This window comes from Methylobacterium sp. CM6247, assembly GCF_054817925.1.
This window is the reverse complement of sequence record NZ_JBTXKX010000003.1, coordinates 3,284,542-3,306,665: the sequence shown is the minus strand read 5'-3', so window position 1 is coordinate 3,306,665 and position 22,124 is coordinate 3,284,542. Positions and strand designations below refer to the sequence as shown.

General features: G+C 66.2%; 20 protein-coding genes. 9 read left to right on the top strand and 11 right to left on the bottom strand.

Features of this window, described 5'->3' with window-relative positions; genetic code table 11:
• Nucleotides 1–97 precede the first annotated feature (97 nt).
• The gene (locus tag ACYQOP_RS16560) at nucleotides 98–454 is read right to left on the bottom strand and encodes a hypothetical protein (RefSeq protein ID WP_461225515.1); all 357 of its coding nucleotides are present in this window, start codon (nucleotides 452–454) and stop codon (nucleotides 98–100) included.
• On the opposite strand from ACYQOP_RS16560, the gene ACYQOP_RS16555 reads away from it, so the two are divergent.
• From ACYQOP_RS16555 to ACYQOP_RS16535, 5 genes are all read left to right on the top strand, one after another.
• A complete protein-coding gene (locus ACYQOP_RS16555; protein ID WP_461223090.1) occupies nucleotides 437–1,591 on the top strand; it encodes a methionine ABC transporter ATP-binding protein in 1,155 nt (384 codons plus the stop codon). The genes ACYQOP_RS16560 and ACYQOP_RS16555 overlap by 18 nt on opposite strands.
• Nucleotides 1,581–2,246, top strand: coding sequence for a methionine ABC transporter permease (locus ACYQOP_RS16550; RefSeq protein ID WP_461223089.1), 666 nt, complete (start codon nucleotides 1,581–1,583; stop codon nucleotides 2,244–2,246). Before ACYQOP_RS16555 ends, ACYQOP_RS16550 begins: the two co-directional genes overlap by 11 nt.
• 358 nt (nucleotides 2,247–2,604) lie before the next feature.
• On the top strand, nucleotides 2,605–3,636 hold the full coding sequence (locus ACYQOP_RS16545) for an ABC transporter substrate-binding protein (protein ID WP_461223088.1): 1,032 nt from the start codon (nucleotides 2,605–2,607) through the stop codon (nucleotides 3,634–3,636).
• Nucleotides 3,637–3,716: 80 nt separating this feature from the next.
• Nucleotides 3,717–4,553 (top strand): ABC transporter ATP-binding protein, encoded by an 837-nt coding sequence (locus ACYQOP_RS16540; protein ID WP_461225352.1) that lies wholly within the window; start codon nucleotides 3,717–3,719, stop codon nucleotides 4,551–4,553.
• Complete coding sequence (locus ACYQOP_RS16535; RefSeq protein WP_461223087.1) at nucleotides 4,550–5,440, top strand: ABC transporter permease; 891 nt, start codon at nucleotides 4,550–4,552, stop codon at nucleotides 5,438–5,440. The genes ACYQOP_RS16540 and ACYQOP_RS16535 overlap by 4 nt, the downstream gene beginning before the upstream one ends.
• Nucleotides 5,441–5,473: 33 nt before the next feature.
• On the opposite strand, the gene ACYQOP_RS16530 is transcribed toward ACYQOP_RS16535, so the two are convergent.
• The 3 genes from ACYQOP_RS16530 to ACYQOP_RS16520 form a co-directional block, all read right to left on the bottom strand.
• A complete protein-coding gene (locus tag ACYQOP_RS16530) occupies nucleotides 5,474–6,088 on the bottom strand; it encodes an SCO family protein (RefSeq protein WP_461223086.1) in 615 nt (204 codons plus the stop codon).
• On the bottom strand, nucleotides 6,081–7,199 hold the full coding sequence (locus ACYQOP_RS16525) for an MBL fold metallo-hydrolase (protein ID WP_461223085.1): 1,119 nt from the start codon (nucleotides 7,197–7,199) through the stop codon (nucleotides 6,081–6,083). Before ACYQOP_RS16525 ends, ACYQOP_RS16530 begins: the two co-directional genes overlap by 8 nt.
• Nucleotides 7,200–7,651: 452 nt before the next feature.
• Complete coding sequence (locus tag ACYQOP_RS16520; RefSeq protein WP_461223084.1) at nucleotides 7,652–9,076, bottom strand: phosphomannomutase; 1,425 nt, start codon at nucleotides 9,074–9,076, stop codon at nucleotides 7,652–7,654.
• Between the two features lie 451 nt (nucleotides 9,077–9,527).
• On the opposite strand from ACYQOP_RS16520, the gene ACYQOP_RS16515 reads away from it, so the two are divergent.
• Nucleotides 9,528–10,529, top strand: coding sequence for a polysaccharide pyruvyl transferase family protein (locus ACYQOP_RS16515; RefSeq protein ID WP_461223083.1), 1,002 nt, complete (start codon nucleotides 9,528–9,530; stop codon nucleotides 10,527–10,529).
• 99 nt (nucleotides 10,530–10,628) lie between these two features.
• Here ACYQOP_RS16515 and ACYQOP_RS16510 read toward each other — a convergent pair whose 3' ends face one another.
• Nucleotides 10,629–11,288, bottom strand: a complete 660-nt coding sequence (locus tag ACYQOP_RS16510; RefSeq protein WP_056425174.1) for a 3-oxoacid CoA-transferase subunit B — start codon at nucleotides 11,286–11,288, stop codon at nucleotides 10,629–10,631.
• 20 nt (nucleotides 11,289–11,308) lie between these two features.
• A complete protein-coding gene (locus tag ACYQOP_RS16505; RefSeq protein ID WP_056425171.1) occupies nucleotides 11,309–12,040 on the bottom strand; it encodes a CoA transferase subunit A in 732 nt (243 codons plus the stop codon).
• 425 nt (nucleotides 12,041–12,465) lie between these two features.
• Here ACYQOP_RS16505 and ACYQOP_RS16500 point away from each other — a divergent pair, with 425 nt between their 5' ends.
• Nucleotides 12,466–14,397, top strand: a complete 1,932-nt coding sequence (locus ACYQOP_RS16500) for an AsmA family protein (protein ID WP_461223081.1) — start codon at nucleotides 12,466–12,468, stop codon at nucleotides 14,395–14,397.
• On the opposite strand, the gene ACYQOP_RS16495 is transcribed toward ACYQOP_RS16500, so the two are convergent.
• The 4 genes from ACYQOP_RS16495 to ACYQOP_RS16480 are packed head-to-tail and all read right to left on the bottom strand — an operon-like array spanning nucleotide 14,385 to nucleotide 17,837.
• Entirely contained in the window at nucleotides 14,385–15,170 is a 786-nt protein-coding gene (locus ACYQOP_RS16495; protein WP_419953766.1) for an ABC transporter permease subunit, read from the bottom strand. The two genes, ACYQOP_RS16500 and ACYQOP_RS16495, sit on opposite strands and share 13 nt — an antisense overlap.
• Nucleotides 15,167–16,054 (bottom strand): ABC transporter permease, encoded by an 888-nt coding sequence (locus ACYQOP_RS16490; RefSeq protein ID WP_461223080.1) that lies wholly within the window; start codon nucleotides 16,052–16,054, stop codon nucleotides 15,167–15,169. Before ACYQOP_RS16490 ends, ACYQOP_RS16495 begins: the two co-directional genes overlap by 4 nt.
• Nucleotides 16,054–17,121 (bottom strand): ABC transporter ATP-binding protein, encoded by a 1,068-nt coding sequence (locus ACYQOP_RS16485; protein WP_461223079.1) that lies wholly within the window; start codon nucleotides 17,119–17,121, stop codon nucleotides 16,054–16,056. Before ACYQOP_RS16485 ends, ACYQOP_RS16490 begins: the two co-directional genes overlap by 1 nt.
• A gap of 14 nt (nucleotides 17,122–17,135) precedes the next feature.
• Nucleotides 17,136–17,837 (bottom strand): Crp/Fnr family transcriptional regulator, encoded by a 702-nt coding sequence (locus ACYQOP_RS16480; protein WP_056425160.1) that lies wholly within the window; start codon nucleotides 17,835–17,837, stop codon nucleotides 17,136–17,138.
• Between the two features lie 291 nt (nucleotides 17,838–18,128).
• Here ACYQOP_RS16480 and ACYQOP_RS16475 point away from each other — a divergent pair, with 291 nt between their 5' ends.
• Complete coding sequence (locus tag ACYQOP_RS16475; RefSeq protein ID WP_461223077.1) at nucleotides 18,129–19,148, top strand: UDP-3-O-acyl-N-acetylglucosamine deacetylase; 1,020 nt, start codon at nucleotides 18,129–18,131, stop codon at nucleotides 19,146–19,148.
• Nucleotides 19,149–19,169: 21 nt separating this feature from the next.
• Here the strand turns inward: ACYQOP_RS16475 and ACYQOP_RS16470 are convergent, their stop codons facing one another.
• The gene (locus ACYQOP_RS16470; protein WP_461223076.1) at nucleotides 19,170–20,105 is read right to left on the bottom strand and encodes an AEC family transporter; all 936 of its coding nucleotides are present in this window, start codon (nucleotides 20,103–20,105) and stop codon (nucleotides 19,170–19,172) included.
• 107 nt (nucleotides 20,106–20,212) lie between these two features.
• Between ACYQOP_RS16470 and ACYQOP_RS16465 the strand changes: the two genes are divergently transcribed.
• The gene (locus ACYQOP_RS16465) at nucleotides 20,213–22,087 is read left to right on the top strand and encodes an ABC-F family ATP-binding cassette domain-containing protein (protein WP_311273887.1); all 1,875 of its coding nucleotides are present in this window, start codon (nucleotides 20,213–20,215) and stop codon (nucleotides 22,085–22,087) included.
• Nucleotides 22,088–22,124 lie beyond the last annotated feature (37 nt).

Genomic DNA, 22,124 nt, shown 5'->3' with positions numbered 1-22,124 from the left:
AAGAACGCGAAACATAAGGTCAAGAGATTCAGAGTCGTGCAAAGACACTGCCGCCCTTGCCGATCTCAAAGCATTAAAGCGTAATCGTCTCTTGTATTCAATGAAATGAAATTCTGAACACTTTCGAGAATTCGATAGCATCTTCTATCGAGCGGGTGTCTGAAAGGGTGATTTTCGTGGGTCCGGCCTGCGCGGTCGAATCGTGCTGCCGAATGGTGCCGCAGCGTCTTGGCTCGCGGAAATCGGTGCTCGGAAGTCCTGCTGCGAGAGCCGGGTCGAGTGGGTGGATGGAGGATCCTTCCCTTTCGGTGCGAATACGGGGATCGTTCTGTTCCAATCGGCGATCGATTTGATAACCGTTTTCATTGAGCGTCCAAAGTATAAGATGTAAAAATACGTTTTCAATCCTAGTCATTCTGGCGATCCTGCATGGGCGATGCGTGTGCAGGTCCATGAGGTTCGTTGCGTGTCGTCAGTTCATCATGATAGCCCCGGCGATGCCGTCCCGCCGCCGCCGGAAGTGCTGATCCGTTTCGAGCAGGTGGCGAAGACCTACGTCACCCGCGACGGCGTCGACGTCTCGGCGCTGAGTGGGATCGACCTCTCGGTGGCGGCGGGTTCGGTGCTGGGGGTGATCGGCCGGTCGGGCGCCGGAAAATCGAGCCTGATCCGTCTGATCAATGGGCTGGAACGCCCCAGCGCCGGTACGATCAAGGTCGGGGATGCCGAGGTCTCGTCCCTCGACGAGCGCGCGCTACGCCAGGTGCGCCGCCGCATCGGCATGATCTTCCAGCATTTCAACCTGCTCTCGTCCCGCACCGTCTCCGGCAACATCGCCCTGCCGCTGGAGATCGAAGGGCGCGGCAGGGCCGCGATCCGCGCCCGTGTCGGGGAGTTGCTGGCCCTGACCGGGCTGGAGGATCAGCGCGACCGCTATCCCGCCGAACTCTCGGGTGGGCAGAAGCAGCGTGTCGGCATCGCCCGCGCGCTGGCCACCGGACCGAGCGTGCTCCTCTCCGACGAGGCCACCTCCGCCCTCGACCCCGAAACCACCCGGTCGATCCTGGCGCTGCTGCGCCGGATCAATCGCGAGCTCGGCCTCACCATCGTGCTCATCACCCATGAGATGTCGGTGATCCGCGCCGTGGCGGACTGCGTCGCCGTGCTGGAGGCGGGCCGTATCGTCGAGCAGGGCGACGTGTTCGAGGTCTTCACCCGTCCGCAGGCGGAGATCACCCGGGCACTCTTGGCCGGGGAGATGGGGCTGACCCTGCCGGCCGGGCTTCGCGCCGAGATCGACACCCAGCCGATTGCCGGCGGCACGGCGGTTCTGCGGATCGCCTTTCGCGGAGCTCACGCCAGCGACCCGATCATCGCGCGGCTCGCGCGCGAGACCGGCATCGAGGCCAACATCCTGTCCGGCACCGTCGACGAGATCGCAGGGCAGCCATTCGGCTCACTGACGGTGGGCCTGCCCGCGGGGCCGGATGTCGTCGGGCGCGCACGTGCGTTCCTCGACGCCCACGGTCTCGTCTCCGATCTCCTCGGCTATCTGCCGGTTCGCAGCGTGGAGGCTCGCCGTGTCGCCTGAAATGACCCGCCTGCTGCTCCAGGCGACCGGTGACACTCTCACCATGGTGGCCGTCGCGGCTTGTCTCGGAACTCTGTTCGGCTTGCCGCTCGGGATCTTCCTGGCGACCAGCCGGCGCGGGGAATTGCTCGCCGCACCGTGGCTCAACGGCATCCTGGGTCTCGTCGTCAATGCGACCCGCTCGACACCCTTCATCATCCTGGTGGTGGCGATCATCCCCTTCACCCGCCTCATCGCCGGCACCTCCATCGGCCTATGGGCCGCCACGGTGCCGCTGACGGTGGCGGCGACCCCCTTCATCGCCCGCCTCGTGGAGGCCGCGATCCGCGAGGTCGATTCCGGGCTCGTTGAGGCGGCGCGCGCCTTCGGTGCCGGCCCACTCACCATCATCCGCAAGGTGCTGATCCCGGAGGCGCTACCCGGCATCCTCCTTGGCCTGACCCTCGCGGTGGTCTCGCTGCTCGGCTATTCCGCGATGGTCGGCGCCGTCGGCGGCGGGGGATTGGGCGATCTCGGCATCCGCTATGGCTATCAGCGATTCCGCCCCGAGATGATGCTCGCCGTCGTCGTCGTGCTGATCGTACTGGTCCAGGCGGTGCAGACCATCGGCGAGCGTTTCGCCGCTCGTCTCAACCGGCGTGTCCGACGGGCATGATCCGGCCCCCGTGCCGATCGGGCGAGATCGATCCGGCACATGAGTTGGTGTGGCGGGGGCGGTGACCGGCCTTGCATCCGACAAGCTGCCCGGCGTGTCCCATAAAACGAACGACTGTGGGGATGGTATGAACCAACAGCCTCCAGCTTCCGACTGAAGTACTGGAAATATCCTTCTTGTTATCGACGAAAGCCGGATAGTTACTAAAGTCTACGCGTTCCAGAGACGGATCATCTCCATCCGCTGTTCTATAAAGAGAACGATTTCATTGACGCGGCGAGCGCCGCCAAGCAGATTTGCAGGCGCCTTTCACGTCCCGGCTCCGCATTCCGCGCCCGAATTCGACAGCAGGTTCCCCATGACGACCCGACGCATGTCCCTCTCGCGCCGCAAGGCCGCTTCCCTTTTCGGCGGGCTCGCCCTGTCCCTGGTGGCCGCGGGCCATGCTGCGGCCGGCGAAGGTCAATTGCGCATCGCCAAGCAATTCGGTGTCGTCTACCTGCTCCTCAACGTGGTCGAGGATCAGAAGCTCATCGAGAAGCACGGCAAGGAAGCGGGCCTCGATATCAAGGTGGACTACGTCCAGCTCTCCGGCGGCTCGGCGGTCAACGACGCCCTCCTCTCCGGCAATATCGAGATCGCCGGTGCCGGGGTCGGCCCGCTCTTCACCCTCTGGGACCGCACCAGGGGGCGGCAGAACGTCAAGGGCGTCGCGTCCCTGGGTAACTTCCCCTACTACCTCGTCACCAATAATCCGGACGTGAAGACCATCGCCGACTTCACCGAGAAGGACCGTATCGCGGTTCCCGCCGTCGGCGTCTCGGTTCAGTCGCGCATCCTGCAACTGGCCTCGGCGAAGCTTTGGGGCGACAAGGACTTCGCCAAACTCGACAAGATCAGCGTCGCCGTCCCGCATCCCGAGGCCACCGCCGCGATCATCAAGGGCGGCACGGAGATCTCGGGCCATTTCGGCAACCCGCCCTTCCAAGAGCAGGAACTGGCCGAGAACCCGAAGGCCCGGATCGTCCTCAATTCCTATGACGTGCAGGGCGGGCCGGCCTCCTCCACCGTGCTCTACGCCACGGAGAAATTCTACAAGGATAGCCCGAAGACCTACAAGGCGTTCCTGGGCGCGCTCGATGAAGCCGCGACGTTCATTACCGAGAACCCGGAGAAAGCCGCCGACATCTATCTTCGGATCAACAACAGCAAGCTCGACCCGGCTCTCCTGACGCGGATCATCAAGAACCCTGCGGCGACCTTCAAGGTGAAGCCGGAAAACACGATCGGCCTCGGCAAGTTCATGCACCGGGTCGGCGCGATCAAGGCCGAGCCATTGGCCATCGGCGACTACTTCTTCGACGATCCGCGCATCAGCAGCGGCAGCTGAGGCGGCACGCCGTGAGTTTCGCAGCCCACCGCTCCGACTTTGCCATCGCCGAACATCCCGAATCCCGCGCGCGGGGTTCCATCCGGCGTGAAGACGCGCGCGCCCGTTCCCCGATCGCGGCCGAGGCATCGCCGCTCTTGCGGATCAAGGGGGTGACTCTCGAATACCGCACGCCGGAGCGGGTGGTGCGCGCCACCCATCGCATCGATCTCGACATCCACCAGGGGGACCGCTTTGTTCTGCTGGGGCCATCGGGCTGCGGCAAGTCCACCCTGCTCAAGGCGGCTGCGGGCTTCATTCGCCCCGTCGAGGGCGAGATCACCCTCGACGGCGTGCCGGTTCGCGAGCCCGGCCCCGACCGCATCGTGGTGTTTCAGGAATTCGACCAGTTGCCGCCCTGGAAGACGGTGGCCCAGAACGTCGCCTTCCCCTTGCGCGCGGCACGGGCGCTGGGACGGCGCGAAGCGATGGAGCGGGCCCGCCACTACATCGACAAGGTCGGGCTGACGCCCTTCGCCGCGAGCTACCCGCACCAGCTCTCGGGCGGCATGAAGCAGCGCGTGGCGATCGCCCGCGCGCTCGCGATGCAGCCGAAAGTCCTGATGATGGACGAGCCCTTCGCGGCTCTGGATGCCCTGACCCGGCGCCGGATGCAGGAGGAGTTGCTGGCCCTCTGGGACGAGGCCCGCTTCACCCTGCTCTTCGTCACCCACTCTATCGAGGAGGCCCTGGTGGTCGGCAACCGGGTGGCGCTGCTCTCGCCCCATCCGGGCCGGGTGCGGGCCGAGTTCAACAGCCATGCTTTCGATCTGACCAGCATCGGGAGCCACGATTTTCAGGACGCGGTGCAGCGACTGCACAGCCGCCTCTTCGAGGCCGCACCCGAAAGACTCACATCCACGGAGGCCTCCGCATGAGCAATGCCAGTCTCGCGGGCCGGCCCCTCGTGCCGCCGATCCGCCCGGAATACGACCATGTGCTCGCCCCCTTCGTGGAAGCCCCGGTGGAACGGGTGCTGCCGTTCTCGACCCGGCTCTGGCAGCAGGATTGGCTGCGCAAGGGCCTGATCATCGTCGCCCTGATCCTCCTCTGGGAGGGGCTGGCACGGTGGCAGGACAACGACCTGCTGCTGCCCGGATTCGGCGCCACGATGTCCGCCCTGTTCGATGGTTTGGTGAACGGCGAATTGCTGGATCGGGTACGGATCTCGCTCGTCGTGCTGCTGCAGGGATATCTCGTCGGAATCCTCCTCGCTTTCCTGCTGACGACGCTGGCCGTATCGACCCAGTTCGGCCGCGACCTGCTCTCGACCCTGACGGCGATGTTCAATCCGCTGCCGGCGATCGCCCTGCTGCCGCTGGCCCTGCTCTGGTTCGGCCTCGGTTCCGGCAGTCTGATCTTCGTCCTCATCCATTCGGTGCTGTGGCCGATGGCGCTCAACACCTATGCGGGCTTTCAGGGCGTGCCCGAAACCTTGCGCATGGCCGGGCGCAACTATGGACTGCGCGGCCCGTCCTATGTGATTCAGATCCTCATCCCCGCCGCCCTGCCGGCGATCCTGTCCGGCCTCAAGATCGGATGGGCTTTCGCCTGGCGTACGCTGATCGCGGCCGAGCTCGTCTTCGGCGCTTCCTCGGGGCGCGGCGGCCTCGGCTGGTACATCTTCCAGAACCGCAACGAACTCTACACCGACCGCGTCTTCGCCGGCCTCGTCCTCGTCGTCGTCATCGGTTTGGTTGTCGAGAACATCGTATTCGCGGCCTTCGAGCGGCTCACCGTGCGGCGCTGGGGCATGGCGCGATGATCTGATCGACGGTGGAGGCTCGACGCGCAGCCGTCAGGGATGAGCGAGATGGGGGCGGATGATCGTCAGCATTCGCTCGGCCGAGGTGCCCGGCGGGAAGAAGCCGAGATAGGCCCCCGACCGGTCCATCAGGTAGATGAAGGCCGAGTGGTCGATCGTCCTGTCACCATTCGCTCCCACGCCTGTTTCGAAGAACACCCGGTAGGCATCGGCAGCCTGACGGATCGCCGCCGGTCCTCCCGTCAGTCCGACGAGCCGGGGCGAGAAGTTCGGGATGTATTCGGCGAGATGCGCGACCGTGTCCCGCTCCGGATCGAGGGTGATGAACAGCGGCTGGACCGCCTCGGCCTCCGCGCCCAGCAGGGTGAGGGCGCGGGCGATCTCCATGAGGTCGGTCGGGCAGACATCGGGACACGAGGTGTAGCCGAAATAGACGAGGAGGAGCTTGCCGCGAAAGTCGGCCTCCGTGCGCTTGCGCCCCTCGTGATCGACGAGGCTGAAGGGCCCGCCCACCGGCTCGCGGTTCCACATCAGCACATCCATCAACTCCGCAGCCGAGCGTCGCGCCGGCTCCGCGCCACGAGCCGGCACCATGGTGTGCCAGGCCAGGAGCGACAGGAACAGCGCCGCGGTTGCGGACCTACGCACCGAAGGTGAGACGGCTGCCCGTGGTCGGCACGATCACGTTGGCGGGCATCTGCGCCTGGGCTTCCAGCGCGAAGTTGAGGCCGCTGCAATGCATGGGAATGACCACGTCGGGATCGAGCTTTCGGATCTCGGCCACGATCTGGGTGAGATAGTCCTTCGGCGCCGGCCCGAGATGGAACCCGCCGACGATGGCATGGACCTTCTCGACACCCGAGACGGCCTGGGCCTGACGGACCGAATTGACGATTCCCACATGGCCGCAGGAGCTGATGACGACGAGGCCCTTGCCCTTCACGTTGAAGCAGGTGGCGTGTTCGTGGACATGCTCGTCGGGAATGATTTGCCCCTGTAGTTCAGCCGGCGAATAGTGGGTGGCATCGCAGCCGAGACCGTCCTTGATGCCGCGTTCCACGAAGGTGTTGGGCAGGATGCGCTCGATGGAGGAGCGCTTGATCTGACCCGTGGTGAAGGCATGGCCGGCCACCACAGTCGGCGTCTCGCACAGGACTGTCCTGATCTTCTGCGCCGTCAACTCACGCCGGTCGAGCTGGCCGAAATCCGTGAACTGCCCCTGCACCTTGCTCGGGCTGACGCGGTGACAGAAATTGTCCTCGCCGCCGGCATAGAGCGTCAGATCCGCGGGCAGGGATGCGCGGTACTTGTCCAGGAACCCGTTGAGGCCGCCGTAATGATCGTGATGGCCGTGGCTGACGATGAGGGCGTCGATCTTGGACGGGTCGACCTTCAGGATCTCGATGTTGTTCAGCAACGCGTCGGGGCTGTAGCCGAAATCGAGCAGGATCGTGCGCGCCTCGTCCGCGCGCCGCGATTCCACGAACAGCGACAGGCCCCATTGGTTGTGCAGAACCTTGCGGTAATCGCTGCCGCGCCCGTTCCCGGGTGGCTGGTGGACGACACCCTGAACCGTCGCGGGCTTGAGGAACTGATCGTGGGACGAGTCGATCAATACGCGCAAGCTCAGCGTGTCGACCGTAGGCACCTCGATGGTCGCGGCATTCGCGATCTCGATACACGAAAACCCGGCCGTTGCGGTCGCGGCAAGAGCCGCCGAGGCCTTCAGAAAGCCACGCCTGCCGATCTCTCGGGCCATCCCATCCTCCTCGACGCCGACGCGTCACGGCTCCTGCTCTGTATACATTATAGTCGAGCTTTTCGGGATGGGTTTGCTCTATTTGGAGGTCATGAGAGAAGGGTGTCTCGTATTCGGCGACATCAGTGAAGCTCTGTTCCTTTGTGATGCTTCGTCCGAGGTAGCGCGTCTGCTCAGTGCGCCGCAAGATCGTCGGCATCGTGCCGGTATGCTTGTCGCAAACCTTATCCGTCTCGCAGGTCCTTCAAACTCCAGCACCCCATCGGACACGAGCGAAGCAAGGCGGACCGGCCGCCTCGCGATCGCCGTCTAACGAGCCATTGCCGAAGCGTTTTTGGCCCGATCCGGGCGGGACCGGAACCGGGGCGATTCCCGGTCGGGAATGGATCGAGTCCAGGTGCAGGGACCGGCCAGGAGCGGGCCCGCCTGGCCCGCCTCTGAACTCGCTCGGCTCAGTTTGTCATGGCCGCGGCCGCTGCGGCCAATCCCCAGCGTACCAATTCTTCAGCGTCCGCGGCCGATCCCGCCTCCGCGTAGCAGCGCAGTTCGGGCGCATTGCCGGACGGACGGAAATGGATCGTCCGGCCGCCGTCGAGTTCGACCCTGACGCCGTCCTGTTCATCCACGCCCTGGGGCGTACCGATCGGGCGGAAGAATTCCCCGCGGAACGAGTCCTGACCGAGTTGGCGCAGCAACGCGCCGCTTCGCTCTGCGGGCGTATTGGGAAGACGATCGCTCGCCGTCTCGCCGACATTCAGCGACGTGACGAGTTCAGCGAGGGTCAGGCGGGCTTCCTGCGCGGCCGCCAATGTCGCCACGATCGGAAGGATCGCATCACGCGTCGGCAGGGCCGGCAGTGTCTTGCCATCGATGACGACGTCCGAGCCAAGGAGGAACCCACCATTCGCCTCGAAACCGACGACGGTGCTCGCGCCTTCGCTCTTCGCCCGGTCCATCCCGGCAATGACGAAGGGAGAGCCGACCTTGGTGCGCAACACGCTCCGGAACCCGCCCGCATGCTCGATCGCAGAGCCCGCCGTGACCGGCACCACCACCGTGTCGACGCCGAGGTAGCGAGCGGTGATCAGCCCGAGAACGTCTCCCCGCACGATTCTGCCGGCGGCATCCGCGAGCAGCGGGCGGTCCGCATCGCCATCGGTCGTCACGAGCGCGTCGAAGCCGCCCGACGCCATGGCATCGCGGATGAACGCGATATCCTCGGGACGGTGTGCTTCCGTGTCGATCGGAATGAAGCTGTCGGAGCGGCCGATCAGTACGATGTCAGCCCCGAGCGCGGCCAGCACGTCGGCGAGGAGGTCCCGCGCGACCGAACTCTGCTGATAAACCGCGATCCTTTGACTAGCCAGGATGGTCGGTGCGAAGGCATCGGTATAGCGCTGCCGGTAGCGGTCGATGGCGCCAGGCTCCTGAATGGCTGAATCGGCCTGCGGCATGTCCCCGGCCTTGGTGATGTCGCCCAGGGCGGCGAGGATGGCGACCTCGTCGGTCTTGGTGATCTCTCCATCGGGCCGGTAGAATTTCAGGCCATTGCGATCCGACGGGATGTGACTGCCTGTGACCATGACGGCGCAGGCCCCGCGCCGGATCGCTTCCAGGGCGAGAGCCGGGGTCGGTAGTGCGCCGCAATCGTACACGCTGAACCCGGCCGCCGCGGCGGCATCTGCCACCGTGGCTGCGATCCCCGCGCTGCTGTCACGGAGATCCCGCCCGATGACGACGGTCCGTTCGGACGCGCCCTCGCCAGCCGTCGCGGCGACCGAGCGGAAGAACGCGCTGGCATAGGCGTAGCTCGGCCATCCTACGAGGTCCGTCACCAATCCGCGCAGGCCGCTGGTTCCGAATTTCAGACTGCTCATGAGCTTTCCACTTGCAAAGGGCGTGACCGCGCGCCGAGCGTTGCGGTAAACCCCGCTTCTAAGGGGGTTGCGCCGTCGTCTCAAATGGCAGGCTGGTCCCTTGCGCAACTTTTGGTCGCCCCATTCGAAGGGGGCGGTCCGGAGCGGGGTTCCGAAGGGGCTCCACCTCACGATTGGGCTCGCTCCGGCGAGCATCGTCCGGGTCACTGGAGGTCGGATCAGAGCATGGATGATGCGATTGCCCTGCCCGCACGATGCTGCGTGCCATCACCCGTATGATCCGTCGAGCAAGGAGCGGCCTGCGAAATCGCCTCGACAGAGACGGTGCGCCTTGAGATAACCCTTCCGCGCATGCCCCATGACAAGGCACGTTAAGCCATTGTCATCGCATTGTAATTTTCCGAAACGCGGCTTCGGCTCGATAGCCGGTTCCGTAAGGGGGAGACCAACCTTGGCGAAAGAAGAAGAGTCGCTCGCGGAGAAAACCTTCCTGGCTTTTCTCAGGAGTGGAGAGCGGGATGCGTTCCTCGCGCTCGAGGCCGAGCTGTTGGGCCAGTCGGTGGAAAAATGGGGGGCTCTCGTATCGGCCTACCGCGCTCTGCTGACGCTCGATGATATCGCAGCGGAGGCGAGGCTCGACGAGCGGTTTCGTCCGAAGATCTGGTGGATGCGCAGTCCGTTTCCCGGAAATTTCGGCGATATCCTCACGCCTTACGTGCTGTGGCATGCTTTCGGCGTAATGCCCCGGTGGCACCATGCGAAGGAGGCGGATGGTCTCTGTATCGGAAGCACCGCCAAGTTCGCCCGTCCCGGCATGCATCTCTGGGGTACCGGCATGCCCCGCAGCACCGATACTCTCTGCCCGACCGCGATCTACTCGGCGGTGCGCGGACCTTTGTCCCGCGACGCCGTTCTGGCGGCAGGTGGGCAATGCCCCGAAATCTACGGCGATGCCGCCATCCTCCTGCCCGAGCTTTATGCGCCGGTGGTGGCGAAGACCCACAAGGTCGGCATCATCCCGCACGTGCTGCAGGAGAACCGTATCCGTGAGGCTCTCGAGGCGGTCGGCGCCGACCATGTCAAGGTCATCTCGCTCCTGGGCGTGACGTTCGAGGATATCGAGCGGGTGGTCCGCGAGATCCTGTCCTGCGACGAGATCGTCACCACATCGTTGCACGGCCTCATCGTGGCCCATGCCTATGGTGTGCCCGCACAATCGGCGCGCCTGTCCGAGCCGAACGCCGAGGCGAAGGATTCCTTCAAGATGCGGGATTACAAGCAGTCGGTGGGGCTCGCCGACGAAGCCCTCGAACTCCCGCGTCAGTTCAGCGACCTGTCATGGCTGGAGCGCCGCAGGTGCGTGCTCCCGCCGTCCCCCCTCGACACGAAGCCGTTGCGCGCCGCCTTCCCGTTCCCCGTCCGGATCGAGGAGCCGCCGGCCGCACGAGGTTGAAACGCCTGCGAAACCTCTGCGGCGTCGACGAAAAAGGCTCCCGATGCGATCGCATCGGGAGCCTCTTGCAACGACCGGTCGGATTGTGCCGGGCCGGATTCAGGTCAACGCGACGGTGAAGGCCCCTTGCGTCTTCGACCGGATTTCATCCTCGGTGACACCGTCGGCGAGTTCGACCAGGACCATGCCGCCATCGCCCTTCTTGTCGATGGTGAAGACGCCGAGATCGGTGATCACCATGTCGACCACGGCGGTGCCGGTCAGGGGCAGGTCACAGGCAGTCAGGAGCTTCGGGCTTTCCGACCCATCCTTGCCTTTGGCGGTGTGCTCCATCACCACCACCACCTTCTTCACACCGGCGACGAGGTCCATGGCGCCGCCCATGCCCTTCACCATCTTGCCCGGGATCATCCAATTGGCGAGGTCGCCGTTCTCCGCCACCTGCATGGCGCCGAGGATCGACAGGTTGATGTGCCCGCCCCGGACCATGCCGAAGGAATCGGAGGAGGAGAAATAGCTCGTGGTCGGCAATTCGGTGATCGTCTGCTTGCCGGCATTGATGAGGTCGGGGTCTTCCTCCCCCTCGTAAGGGAAAGGCCCCATGCCGAGCATGCCGTTCTCGGATTGCAGCTGCACCGACATGCCCTCGGGGATGTAGTTCGAGACCAGGGTCGGGATGCCGATGCCGAGGTTCACGTAGTAGCCGTCGCGCAGCTCCTTGGCGGCGCGCGCAGCCATCTGTTCGCGGGTCCAGGCCATGGTGGTGTCTCCCTTGGATGTCAGATGGCAGCTGCGGAGGAATCGGCGGTCTCGCCACGCTTGCGCGTGGTGCGCTGCTCGATCCTCTTCTCGCGGATCGCCACGTGGATGATGCGCTTGACGAAGATGCCCGGCGTATGGATCGCGTCGCCGTCGATCTCGCCCGGCTGGACCAGATGCTCCACCTGGGCGACCGTCACCTTGGCGGCCGTGGCCATCATCGGATTGAAGTTGCGGGCGGTCTTCCGGTAGACGAGATTGCCTTCGGTATCGCCCTTCCAGGCATGGACGATGGCGAGATCGGCGAAGAGGCCGCGCTCCATCACGTAATTCTCACCGTCGAACTCGCGCACCTCCTTGCCCTCGGCGATGAGGGTGCCGACGCCGGTTTTGGTGAAGAAGGCCGGGATGCCCGCCCCGCCAGCGCGGATGCGCTCGGCCAGCGTGCCTTGCGGGTTGAACTCGATGGCGAGTTCGCCGCCGAGATACTGGCGGGCGAATTCTTTGTTCTCGCCGACATAGGACGAGATCATCTTGGCGATCTGGCGGGTCTGGAGCAGCTTGCCGAGGCCGACATTGTCGATGCCGGCATTGTTGGAGATGACGGTGAGGTCCTTGACCCCTGACGCCTGGATCGCATCGATCAGCTCGTCGGGGATGCCGCACAGGCCGAAGCCGCCGGCCATGATCGTCATGCCATCCTTGAGCAAGCCGGCGACCGCCTGCGTGGCGTCGGAATATACCTTCTTCATCTCAAGCCTTCCTCCCGGAATCCGGTCCTTGGCGCCGTTTCGGGCTGCCCTGCGAAACGCGAGCCAATCCCAACCCGCCGGCCCGGCTTAGGTCAGGCTCAGGTATACCAGGGGCTGGCCGTGTCCGTCTGCCCTGTCTCTGCGCCAGGATAAGGCGTTTCGGCAAGATCCTGCGAGGGATCAACGGGCCTGAAAGGTGAGGGGTCGCGAAAGCTGTAGCAGAATGGGGTGCCCGGAGCAGCGCGGGACGGCTTGCCGGGGTCTGCTCCTGAATGCTCCACGGCAGAGAAATGATGCATGGCAGACAAAAGCGTTCCCGCTCGTTATGGAGAGAGCGGGGGTAGGTTTTCGAAGATCGATCGCGGCGGCTCGGCGAGGCCGCGCGCGCAACCGCGTGTCGCGGTTTTGCTCCGATAGGGAGAGACATGTCGCTCCGTCGCCTCCTGCCGGCCCTCTGTATCGGCAGCCTCGTCCTTGCCCTGATCGCCGCCTGTCTGCCCTGGTCGGTCGCGTCCGCGCGCCTGACGCGGGGCGTCGGCAAGGCACTGGCGACCAATTACGGAATTGCGATGAAGGCCGAAGGATCGGCGGGCGTCGCGCTTCTGCCCATTCCCCGGCTCGATTTCGAGGGCGTCCGGCTCAGCGCCGGGACGGTGGACGGGCCGCTCCTCGCCGATGGCGGATCGCTCACCCTCAAGCTCGGGATCCGTGCCCTTCTCGCCGGCCGCATCGAGATTGACACCCTCTCCCTCGAACGCACGACGATCACCCTCCCCCAGGATGACGGGGATTCGCGCTGGGTCGAGCCGCTCCGGCGCCTGAGAGCGCGCCTGACCCAGGGGGGCGCGTCGCGTCCGCGTCGTATCAGCCTCACCGACGCGACGCTGTCCGGCCGAGACCCCCGCGACGGTAGCGCCCAGACAGCCCGCGATGTCGATCTGGTTCTGGCCTGGCCATTCTGGTCGTCCCAGATGAACGCGGCGGGAAGCTTTATCTGGAACGACACGCCAACCCAATTTTCGCTCTCCGGTGTCAGGCTGGACGAGTTGTTCTCCGGCCGGGAATCGTCCTTTTCCGCCAGCGCGACCTGGCCCGCCGGCAATCTGGCGGCTGAGGGAAGCGGCAGCTTCGCGGATGGATTGTCGCTTCGCGGACAGGGCAGCCTGCAATCGCGCTCCCTGCGCGAGACCCTGACCTGGGCGGGGACGGATATCGCCCTGTCGCCGTTCCTCGATAGCCTCGCCATCGACGGAACGTTCGAAAGTTCGGGCCGGACCCTCCTTCTGCCATCCATGCGAATGCGGCTTGGCGACAACAGCCTCGAAGGTGCGGGATCGATCAGCTTCGCCGAGAGCCGTCCGGCCCTTCAGGCGACCTTGGCGGCCGAGAGCCTGAATCTCGCACCCGCTCTTGCCACCCTGATCCGGGTCTTCGGCCCGGACGAATCCTTGAACGCCAGCGGATGGAGCCGGCAAAGTCTCGCGCTGCGTCCCTTCACCGGAGGGGACCTCGATCTGCGTCTCTCCGCCGGCACTGCCCGGCTCGGGCCGCTTGTGATGGAGGATCTCGCTTCCAGCCTTCTGGTCCGCGAGGGCAGCGTCGAGGGCTCTCTGGCTCGCGCCGTGGTCAGAGGGGGCATCGTCAAGGGACGGTTCGGCCTCACGACCTCCGCCACCGACCGCGGTGAGACGGAGTTGCGCGCCCAGGGTGCATTCGACCGGCTCGATCTCGGCGCCCTACTGGTCGATTTCGGGCAGGAGGGCTGGCTTCTCGGAAACGCCCAGGGACAGTTCACGCTCGACGGATCGGGCCGCACCGCGGCCAGCCTGATCGACCACCTCAACGGACGCTCGTCCCTCGCCATGGAGAACGGGACCCTCGCCGGGCTCGACCTCGCCGACGTGGTGCACCGCAATGGCGTCGCCGCCGACGGTGCCTTGGCCCGCCGGAACGCCCGCACCCCGTTCGACCGCGCGGGAATCTCCCTGCGCTTCGTCGATGGCGTCGGCGACATTGCCGATGGCATTTTGAAGACGTCGTCGCTCACCGCCTCGTTACGGGGAACCTTGTCTCTACCGGAGCGGACCCTCGCCGCACGGGCGGAACTGTTGCCGCGAAGCCCAGCCGATCCCGCCCTGCGGCCGATGTCGCCGCCGAACCGCTCTTCGAGCCTGCCTCAGGGCACCCTCTTGGACATCGAAGGCCCATGGGACGCGGTCGCTGTTCGCACCATCCCGCGCGAAGGTGGTTCCGATCTCGACTCCCGCGGCGGCTCGATCCTGAATCTCGATGACATGCAGGGACCGAGGACGGGTGCGCTCGATCTACCGACCAGGGTGCGCGCCTACGTGCCCTGATTTCCTACGCCGCGGCGTCCGGTGAGAAACGAGGCCGCGAGGACTACGACGGTGACGCCGCCGACGAGGAGCGTCGACGCGGCGTTGATCTCAGGGTTCACGCCGAGGCGAACCTGGCTGTAGAGCCGCATGGGCAACGTCGTCGCCCCCGGGCCCGAAACGAAGCTCGCGATGACGAGGTCGTCCAGCGAGAGGGTGAAGGCGAGGAGGAAGGCCGCCACCAGGGACGGCGCAATCAACGGCAGGGTGACGGTCGCGAAAACCCGAAAGGGGCCCGCCCCGAGATCCGCCGCTGCCTCTTCCAGGGAACGGTCGAGTCCCTTCAGACGCGCTCCGACCACCACTGCGACGAAGCCGAGGCCGAGGGTAGCGTGGGCGATGACCAGGGTCACGAGGCCGCGGTCGAGACCGAGCCCGACGAAAAGGAGCAGGAGCGACAGGCCGGTGATCACCTCCGGCATCACCATGGGCGCGTAGACGAGGCCGGTGAAGCCGCTACGTCCGGTAAAGCGTCCGCTGCGGTTGAGAGCCAGCGCCGCCAGCGTGCCGAGGAGTGTCGCCACGAGGGCGGCGAGTGAGGCCACTTTCAGCGAGACCAGGGCGGCGGCGATCAGTGGGCCGTCATTGACGAGCACCCCATACCAGCGCGTCGAGAACCCGCCCCAGACCGTCACGAGGGACGAGGCGTTGAACGAGAAGACGACGAGGACGGCGATCGGTGCGTAGAGGAAGACGAGGCCGAGCCCGAGGCTGAGTCGGTTGAGCACACTCACCGGCCGACGTCCTCCCGCTCGCGCTCCGCATCACGGAACAGCACGATCGGTCCGACGATGAGCACGAGCAGCAGCACCGCCACCGCGGAGGCGAGTGGCCAGTCGCGATTGGAAAAGAACTCGCTCCACAGGACGCGGCCGAGCATCAGCGTATCGGAACCGCCCAGCAGGTCGGGGATGATGAACTCACCGACCATCGGGATGAAGCACAGGAGCGCACCCGCCGCGATACCGGGCCGGGCCAGCGGCAGCGTCACGGTCCAGAAGGCACGCGTCGGCGAGGCCCCGAGATCGGCGGCGGCTTCCGTCAAGGTCGGATCCAGGCGGGAAAGCACCGCATAGAGAGGCAGCACCATGAACGGCAGGTAGGCGTAGGTCAGGCCGATCATCACTGCGGCGGGTGTGTTCAGGATATCCAAGGGGCTGGCGATGAGGCCGGTCCAGATCAGTCCTGCATTCAGCAGGCCCTCGGGCTTCAGGATCGCGATCCAGGCATAGATGCGGATGAGAAAGCTCGTCCAGAACGGTACGATCACCAGCGCTACCAGAAGCGGCTGGAGCCGGGCCGGCGAGCGGGCGAGCGCATGGGCGATGGGCGTGCCGACGATCACCAGGATGGCCGTCGCCATGCCCGCGTAGAGCAGGGACGAGAGGGCCGCGTCGCGATACAGGCTGTCGCCGGCAAGGGTCTCGAAATTGGCGAAATCCAGGGCTTCCAGGAATGCGCCCCATCCGTCGATACCCGCGCTCCAGTCGAGCACCGGCAGGTAGGGCGGCTGCGCCGTCGCCGGTGAGGACAGGCTGATCTTGAGGGTGATGAGGCAGGGCAGCAGCACGAAGGCGGCCAGCCACAGATACGGAGCGACCGGGAGAAGTCGCTTCATCACGCCGCCATGACGGTCGCGGCATCCGGCGCGAAGGACAGGCGCACATGAGTCTCGCTGGCGATCCCGGTTCCGGCGGGCATGTTCGCGCGGATCGTGCTGCCATCCCGCATGCGGATGTCGAAGCGGATGTGGTCGCCGAGATAGGTCGAGGCCTCAACCTGACCGTCGAGAGTATTGCGATCCCCGGCGGCCACCCCGTCGATGGTGGACGCCGCCAGACGCTCGGGGCGCAGGGCGATCACCGCGGGAGCACCGGTGGAGGGGGCGCCCTCCCCGGATGCGAAGATCGGTCCAAGGGCGGTCTCGACCCGCACCAGCGTGCCGTTGGCGTCCCGGACCGTTCCCGGGATCAGGTTCACGTCGCCGAGCAAGCCGGCGACGAAGCGGTTGACGGGCCGTTCGTAAAGGGTCTCGGACCGGCCGACCTGGACGAGGCGCCCCTTGTCCATCACGCCGATCCTGTCGGCGAGCGCCATGGCCTCCGAAGGATCGTGGGTGACGATGACGAAGGCGGTGCCGAGGCGGCGCTGAATCGCGCGCAACTCGCCCTGGGTCTGCTCGCGCAGGCCCCGGTCGAGCGCGCCGAGCGGCTCGTCGAGGAGGAGCACCTTCGGTTCGCGCGCCAGCGCCCGCGCGAGGGCGACGCGCTGGCGCTGGCCTCCGGACAAGGTCTCGGGACGCCGGTTCCCGAAATCCTCCAACTGTACCAGGCGCAGCAACTCCTCCACGCGGGCGGCAGCGGCCGAGCGGCGGAGGCCGTTCAGCCCGTAGGCGATGTTGCGGCTGACGCTCAGATGCGGGAACAGCGCATAGGACTGGAACATCATGTTCACTGGTCGCCTGTGCGGAGCGAGGCCGGTGAGATCGACGCCGTCGAGGCGGATTGCGCCACCTGTTGGCGTCTCGAATCCGGCGATCAGGCGCAGCAACGTGCTCTTGCCGCAGCCGGAGGGGCCTAGCAGGCAGAGAATTTCCCCGGCTGACACAGCGAGCGAAAGATCTGCGACCGCAACTTGCGCGCCGAACGTCTTGGTCAGCCGTTCGAGGGTGAGGAACGGAGCCACGGTGTTCCGCGCCGTCAATTGTCCTCGCGCAAGGCTTCGGCGACCCGTGCCTCGAGCAGGTCCGGACGGCGGATGACCAGGGCGCCTCTGGTCCGGTCGATCAGGCCGTCTGCCGCCATCACGGTGAACTCACGCGTCACCTGCTCGCGCCGGCAGCCGATGCGGGCGGCCAGCACGTGGTGATAGGGCGGCGGCGTCACCACCCGTTCCCCGTCGCCGCCGGCGCGCGGCACGGACAGGCGCAACAACTCGGCATAGAGCCGGTGGCGCAGGTCGAGCAGCGCGTGTTCCATCAGCCGCGTGTTGAGCTCGCGCACGCGCTTGGCGAGAAGGCGGAACAGCCGGTCGGCAATGGCCTCGGAGGCGAAGATCATCTGTCGGAAGATCGGGGCCGGAACGACACAGACTTCGCCACGGGTCAGGGCGGTGACGTTGGCCGAGCGGCCGATCCCGTCCAGAGCCGCGAGCTCACCGAAGAACGCGCCGCCCCGCATCTCGCCGAGGATGACTTCCTTGCCCGATTGTGAGCGATTCAGGATGCGGACCTCGCCGGAGGCAAGGAAATACACGTCGGTGGAGATGTCGTCGTAATCGACCAGGACTTCGTTCTCGTCGAACCGGCGCCAATGGCAGCGGGTCTCATAGGTCGACAGCTCGATTCCCGGCTCCTTGAAGAAGGGGATTGTCGCCAGCCGTCCTGCAGTCACGGGTATCATCTCCTAAAGCGAGTGATCGTTAAGCTGCCGGTCCTGTGGGTCAACCCATTCCGTCGGACCATCCCTACCAAAAGTCGCGTGGTTGGATATTCGATTCATACCAGGTCTCAATGAGTCCGACCTATCGAGCGCCGGCATTGGCTGCGGCTTGGCCATCGGACAGGAGAATGAAAACCCTCATCGCGCGCAGTTTACCTGCCTTTGCAACTGATCTGGGTTAAGCTAAGCGCACGCACAGAATGAACCGCCTGTCTGATGACAATCCCGGTTGATCGCGCTGGGACCCGAGACATGCTGGTGAGCTCCGCGTCATCGACGGACGTTGAAGATGCGAACCGTCTGCCAGGGCAATCGGGGCTTGGGCCAGGATTCGCCTCGCCGCATGACGCCGCCGCGAATTCGCTCGCCCTATCGGTCCAGGCCGTGCGCGAGGTGGCTCCGCCGACTGCTCGCCCCCGGCAGGCGACGCTGTCCGCGAGCTTCTCTCTGACAGGTTACGGCCTGCATACCGGGCGTCGCGTCACGGTCACCGTCGCGCCCGCCCGTGACGACCACGGCATCGTCTTCCGGCGAAGCTTCAGGCGAGCGCGCACCGTCGATGTGCCAGCCTTATGGACCTTTCGCGAGACGCAGCCACTCTGCACCGCCTTGCGATCGTCCGAAGGACCGCTGGTCCGCACCGTGGAGCATCTCCTGGCCGCGCTCGCCGCGTATCGCATCGACAACGCGCTCGTTTGCCTCGACGCGGAGGAACTGCCGATCTTCGACGGGGGCGCCCTGCCCTGGTGCCAGGCGTTGCATGCGAGCGGTCGGACCGAAAGCGACACGCCTTTGCGCAGCATCCGCGTGCTGCGGCCCGTCGAGGTCCGCCAGGATCACAGGACGTTGAGGATCGAGCCGGCCGACGCGCTTCATCTCTCTGGCCGTCTCGAACTCTCCCATTTCGATGCCATGCAATGGTCGGGCACGATCACGCCGGAGGTGTTTACTCAGCAACTGGCCCCGTCACGCAGCTTCGGACGGGCCAAATGGGCGATTCCGGCCAAGATCTACGGCACGCTCCTGCGCAAGCCGCTGCTACGGGGGGCGAACCTCTCCTCGACCGCCTGTATCGTCGGCGGGCGGATCATCGGCGGGATGACCGTGCCCGACGAACCGGTGCGTCACCGCATGCTCGACCTCGTCGGCGATCTCGCGTTGGCGGGACGGCCGATCCTCGGCCGTATCGAGGCGGCGCATACCGGGCATGAACTGAACCACGCCCTGGTCGCGGCCCTGATGAAGGATCCCGCCGCCTGGGAACTGGTCTGACGCGAATCCCGCGGGTGGCGCTCAGCCGATCCCGGTCAAAGCCAGAACGAGGGCCAGGACGAGGGGGAGCGCCGCCCCGGCGATCACGGTCTGAGTCGCCGTGATCCCCGCCATCAAAGGTGCGTCTCCTCCGAGCTGGCGCGACATGATGTAGGACGATGACGCGGTCGGCAGGGTCTGGAACAGCAGGGCCGTCACCGCGGCCGGACCCTTGAGCCCCATGGCGAGGCAGGCGAGGATCGTGGCGGCCGGCATCAGCCCGAACTTGATCAGGGACGCCACCGCGACCGGCCTGATCCAGCTTCGCGCCGACCCGAAATCGAGGGCGGCGCCGACGCAGAGCAGGCCCAGTGGCAGCGAGGCCTGCCCCAGGGCCCGCAGCATCGGCTCGAGTCCCGGTGGCAGGCCGAGCCCCGAGGCCTGGAGTGCGATGCCGCCGAGGCTGCCGATGACAAGAGGGTTGAGGACGATCTGCCGCGCGAGGCCGAGGGCCGAAGGCCTCCCTGCCGTGCCGAAACGGGCGAAGATCAGCACGCAGAGGACATTGACCGTCGGGACGATCGCGGCGTTCGCCACCGCCGCCAGTGCGATGCCCTGGGCGCCGTAGAGACCGGCCGCCGCCGAAACTCCCACGTAGTTATTGAAGCGGATCCCACCCTGGAACACCGAGGTGAAGGCCGGTCCGCTGATGCCGAGGCGCGGTCCGGCCGCCAGCGTCAGACCCGCCACCGCCAGGGTCGAGAGAACCAGGACCAGGGCGAGCGCACCGACGGGGACATCCGCGAGTTGCGCGGTTGCGAGGCTGTCCAGAAGAAGGCTCGGCAGCAGGACGTAATAGGCAAGGCGTTCGGCCTGCGGCCAGAAGCTTTCGGCGAGGAAGCCGAGGCGGCGCAGGGCCGCGCCGAACCCAATCAGGAGAGCAATCGGCAAGAGGGCAGCGAGAAGCGTCAGCGTCATGGCCGCCCGATTACAACGCTCTGCCTCCGCCGGATACGGCACCCTCCTGTCCGTCCCTTGGCGACGCTCCCCTTGCAACCCTCGCCTTGCGCCGCCAGAAGCCTTCCATGCTCCGCGTCAACGACCTCACCTACCGCATCGGCGAACGTCTGATCCTCGACGGCGCCACTTTCGTCATTCCGGACCGGGCCCGCGTCGGGCTCGTGGGCCGCAACGGCGCGGGCAAGACGACGCTGTTCAAGGCGATCCTCGGTGAGTTGCCCACCGAGGGCGGCACCGTATCGATGCCAAAGGGCATGCGCATCGGCGCCGTGGCGCAGGAAGCTCCGGCCGGCCCTGAAACGCTGCATTCCGTTGTGCTCGCTGCCGATACCGAGCGGGCGCGCCTGATGGCCGAAGCTGAGCACGCCGATGGCCTGCGCCGGGCCGAGATCGAGACGCGCCTCGTGGATATCGAGGCGCATTCGGCGCCCGCCCGCGCCGCCGCCATCCTGCACGGCCTCGGCTTCGACGCGGAGGCGCAGGGCCGGCCCTGTTCCGACTTCTCGGGTGGATGGCGCATGCGCGTGGCGCTGGCCGCCGTGCTGTTCTCCGAACCCGACCTGCTCCTCCTCGACGAGCCCACCAACTACCTCGATATCGAGGGCACGATCTGGCTCTACGACTACCTGGAGCGTTATCCGCGCACCGCCGTGATCATTTCCCACGACCGCGACCTGCTCGACGAATGCGTCGATCACATCCTCCATCTCGACCGCGGCAAGCTCAGCATCTACCGGGGCGGCTACACCTCCTTCGCCCGTCAGGTCGCCGAGAAGCGCGTCCTCCAGTCCAAGGCGAAGGCCAAGCAGGATGCGGAGCGGGCGCATCTCCAGAGCTTCGTCGACCGGTTCAAGGCCAAGGCCACGAAAGCGCGCCAGGCCCAGTCCCGCGTCAAGCGCCTCGCCAAGATGGAGATCATCGCCTCGGTGATCGAGGACGACGTGCCGGCCTTCCGCCTGCCGAGCCCGGAGCGGCCGCTCTCGCCGCCCATCGTCGCCATGGAGCGGGTGCAGGCGGGCTACCCGGACCGGATCGTGCTCTCGGGGCTCAACCTCAGCCTCGCCCCCGACGACCGGGTCGCGCTGCTGGGCGCCAACGGCAACGGCAAGTCCACCTTCTGCAAGCTCATCGGCGGGCGCCTGCCCCCTTTGAGCGGCGAGATGCGGCGTTCGGGCAAGATGGAGGTGGCGTATTTCGCCCAGCACCAGCTCGACGAATTGCGGCCCGCCGAGAGCGCCTACGCCCATGTCCGCGACCTGATGCCGGACGTGCCGGAATCGAAGGCGCGCGCTGCCGCCGCCCGCCTCGGTTTCTCGGGGACCAAGTCGGAGACGCCGGTCTCGCAGCTCTCGGGCGGTGAGAAGGCGCGCCTACTGATGGGCCTCGCGGCCTTCAAGGGGCCGCATCTCCTGATCCTCGACGAGCCCACCAACCACCTCGATATCGAGAGCCGGCAGGCCCTGGTGGAAGCGATCAACGATTACGAGGGGGCGGTCATCCTGGTGAGCCACGACCGCTTCCTGGTGGAGGCCTGCGCCGACCGGCTCTGGCTCGTGGCGAACGGCAGCGTGAAGGCCTTCGACGGCGACATGGACGATTACCGCCGCTTCGTCCTCGCGGGTCCTGAACGCGAGGCGGAGAAGGGCGCGTCCGAGGCCGCCGGCGGAGTGAAGGCACTGGAGCGTCGCTCCAATGCCGACCGCCGCGTGGCTTTGGCCCCCCTGCGCAAGAAGCTGGAGGGCGTCGAGGCGCGGATGAAGAAGCTCACCGACGCCATGACCAAGATCGACGCGGCGCTCGCCGACGGCACCGCCTTCCAGACCAATGCCGCCAAGGCCGGAGAACTCGCAAAGATGCGCTCCGACGCCGCCGCCGCGCTGGAGGCGGCCGAGGAGGAATGGCTGGAGCTCAGCGGCGAGATCGAGGGCGCGACGGCGTGATGCGTCCGGCGGCCGGGATCAACCGGCGCCGCCTCGC

Coding starts and splice junctions, on each gene's coding strand:
- ACYQOP_RS16560 (WP_461225515.1), bottom strand. CDS start 454: ATGGACCTGCACACGCATCGCCCATGCAGGATCGCCAGAATGACTAGG.
- ACYQOP_RS16490 (WP_461223080.1), bottom strand. CDS start 16,054: ATGAAGCGACTTCTCCCGGTCGCTCCGTATCTGTGGCTGGCCGCCTTC.
- ACYQOP_RS16520 (WP_461223084.1), bottom strand. CDS start 9,076: ATGAGCAGTCTGAAATTCGGAACCAGCGGCCTGCGCGGATTGGTGACG.
- ACYQOP_RS16505 (WP_056425171.1), bottom strand. CDS start 12,040: ATGAAGAAGGTATATTCCGACGCCACGCAGGCGGTCGCCGGCTTGCTC.
- ACYQOP_RS16500 (WP_461223081.1), top strand. CDS start 12,466: ATGTCGCTCCGTCGCCTCCTGCCGGCCCTCTGTATCGGCAGCCTCGTC.
- ACYQOP_RS16480 (WP_056425160.1), bottom strand. CDS start 17,837: ATGATACCCGTGACTGCAGGACGGCTGGCGACAATCCCCTTCTTCAAG.
- ACYQOP_RS16555 (WP_461223090.1), top strand. CDS start 437: ATGCGTGTGCAGGTCCATGAGGTTCGTTGCGTGTCGTCAGTTCATCAT.
- ACYQOP_RS16545 (WP_461223088.1), top strand. CDS start 2,605: ATGACGACCCGACGCATGTCCCTCTCGCGCCGCAAGGCCGCTTCCCTT.
- ACYQOP_RS16525 (WP_461223085.1), bottom strand. CDS start 7,199: ATGGCCCGAGAGATCGGCAGGCGTGGCTTTCTGAAGGCCTCGGCGGCT.
- ACYQOP_RS16535 (WP_461223087.1), top strand. CDS start 4,550: ATGAGCAATGCCAGTCTCGCGGGCCGGCCCCTCGTGCCGCCGATCCGC.
- ACYQOP_RS16470 (WP_461223076.1), bottom strand. CDS start 20,105: ATGACGCTGACGCTTCTCGCTGCCCTCTTGCCGATTGCTCTCCTGATT.
- ACYQOP_RS16465 (WP_311273887.1), top strand. CDS start 20,213: ATGCTCCGCGTCAACGACCTCACCTACCGCATCGGCGAACGTCTGATC.
- ACYQOP_RS16475 (WP_461223077.1), top strand. CDS start 18,129: ATGCTGGTGAGCTCCGCGTCATCGACGGACGTTGAAGATGCGAACCGT.
- ACYQOP_RS16510 (WP_056425174.1), bottom strand. CDS start 11,288: ATGGCCTGGACCCGCGAACAGATGGCTGCGCGCGCCGCCAAGGAGCTG.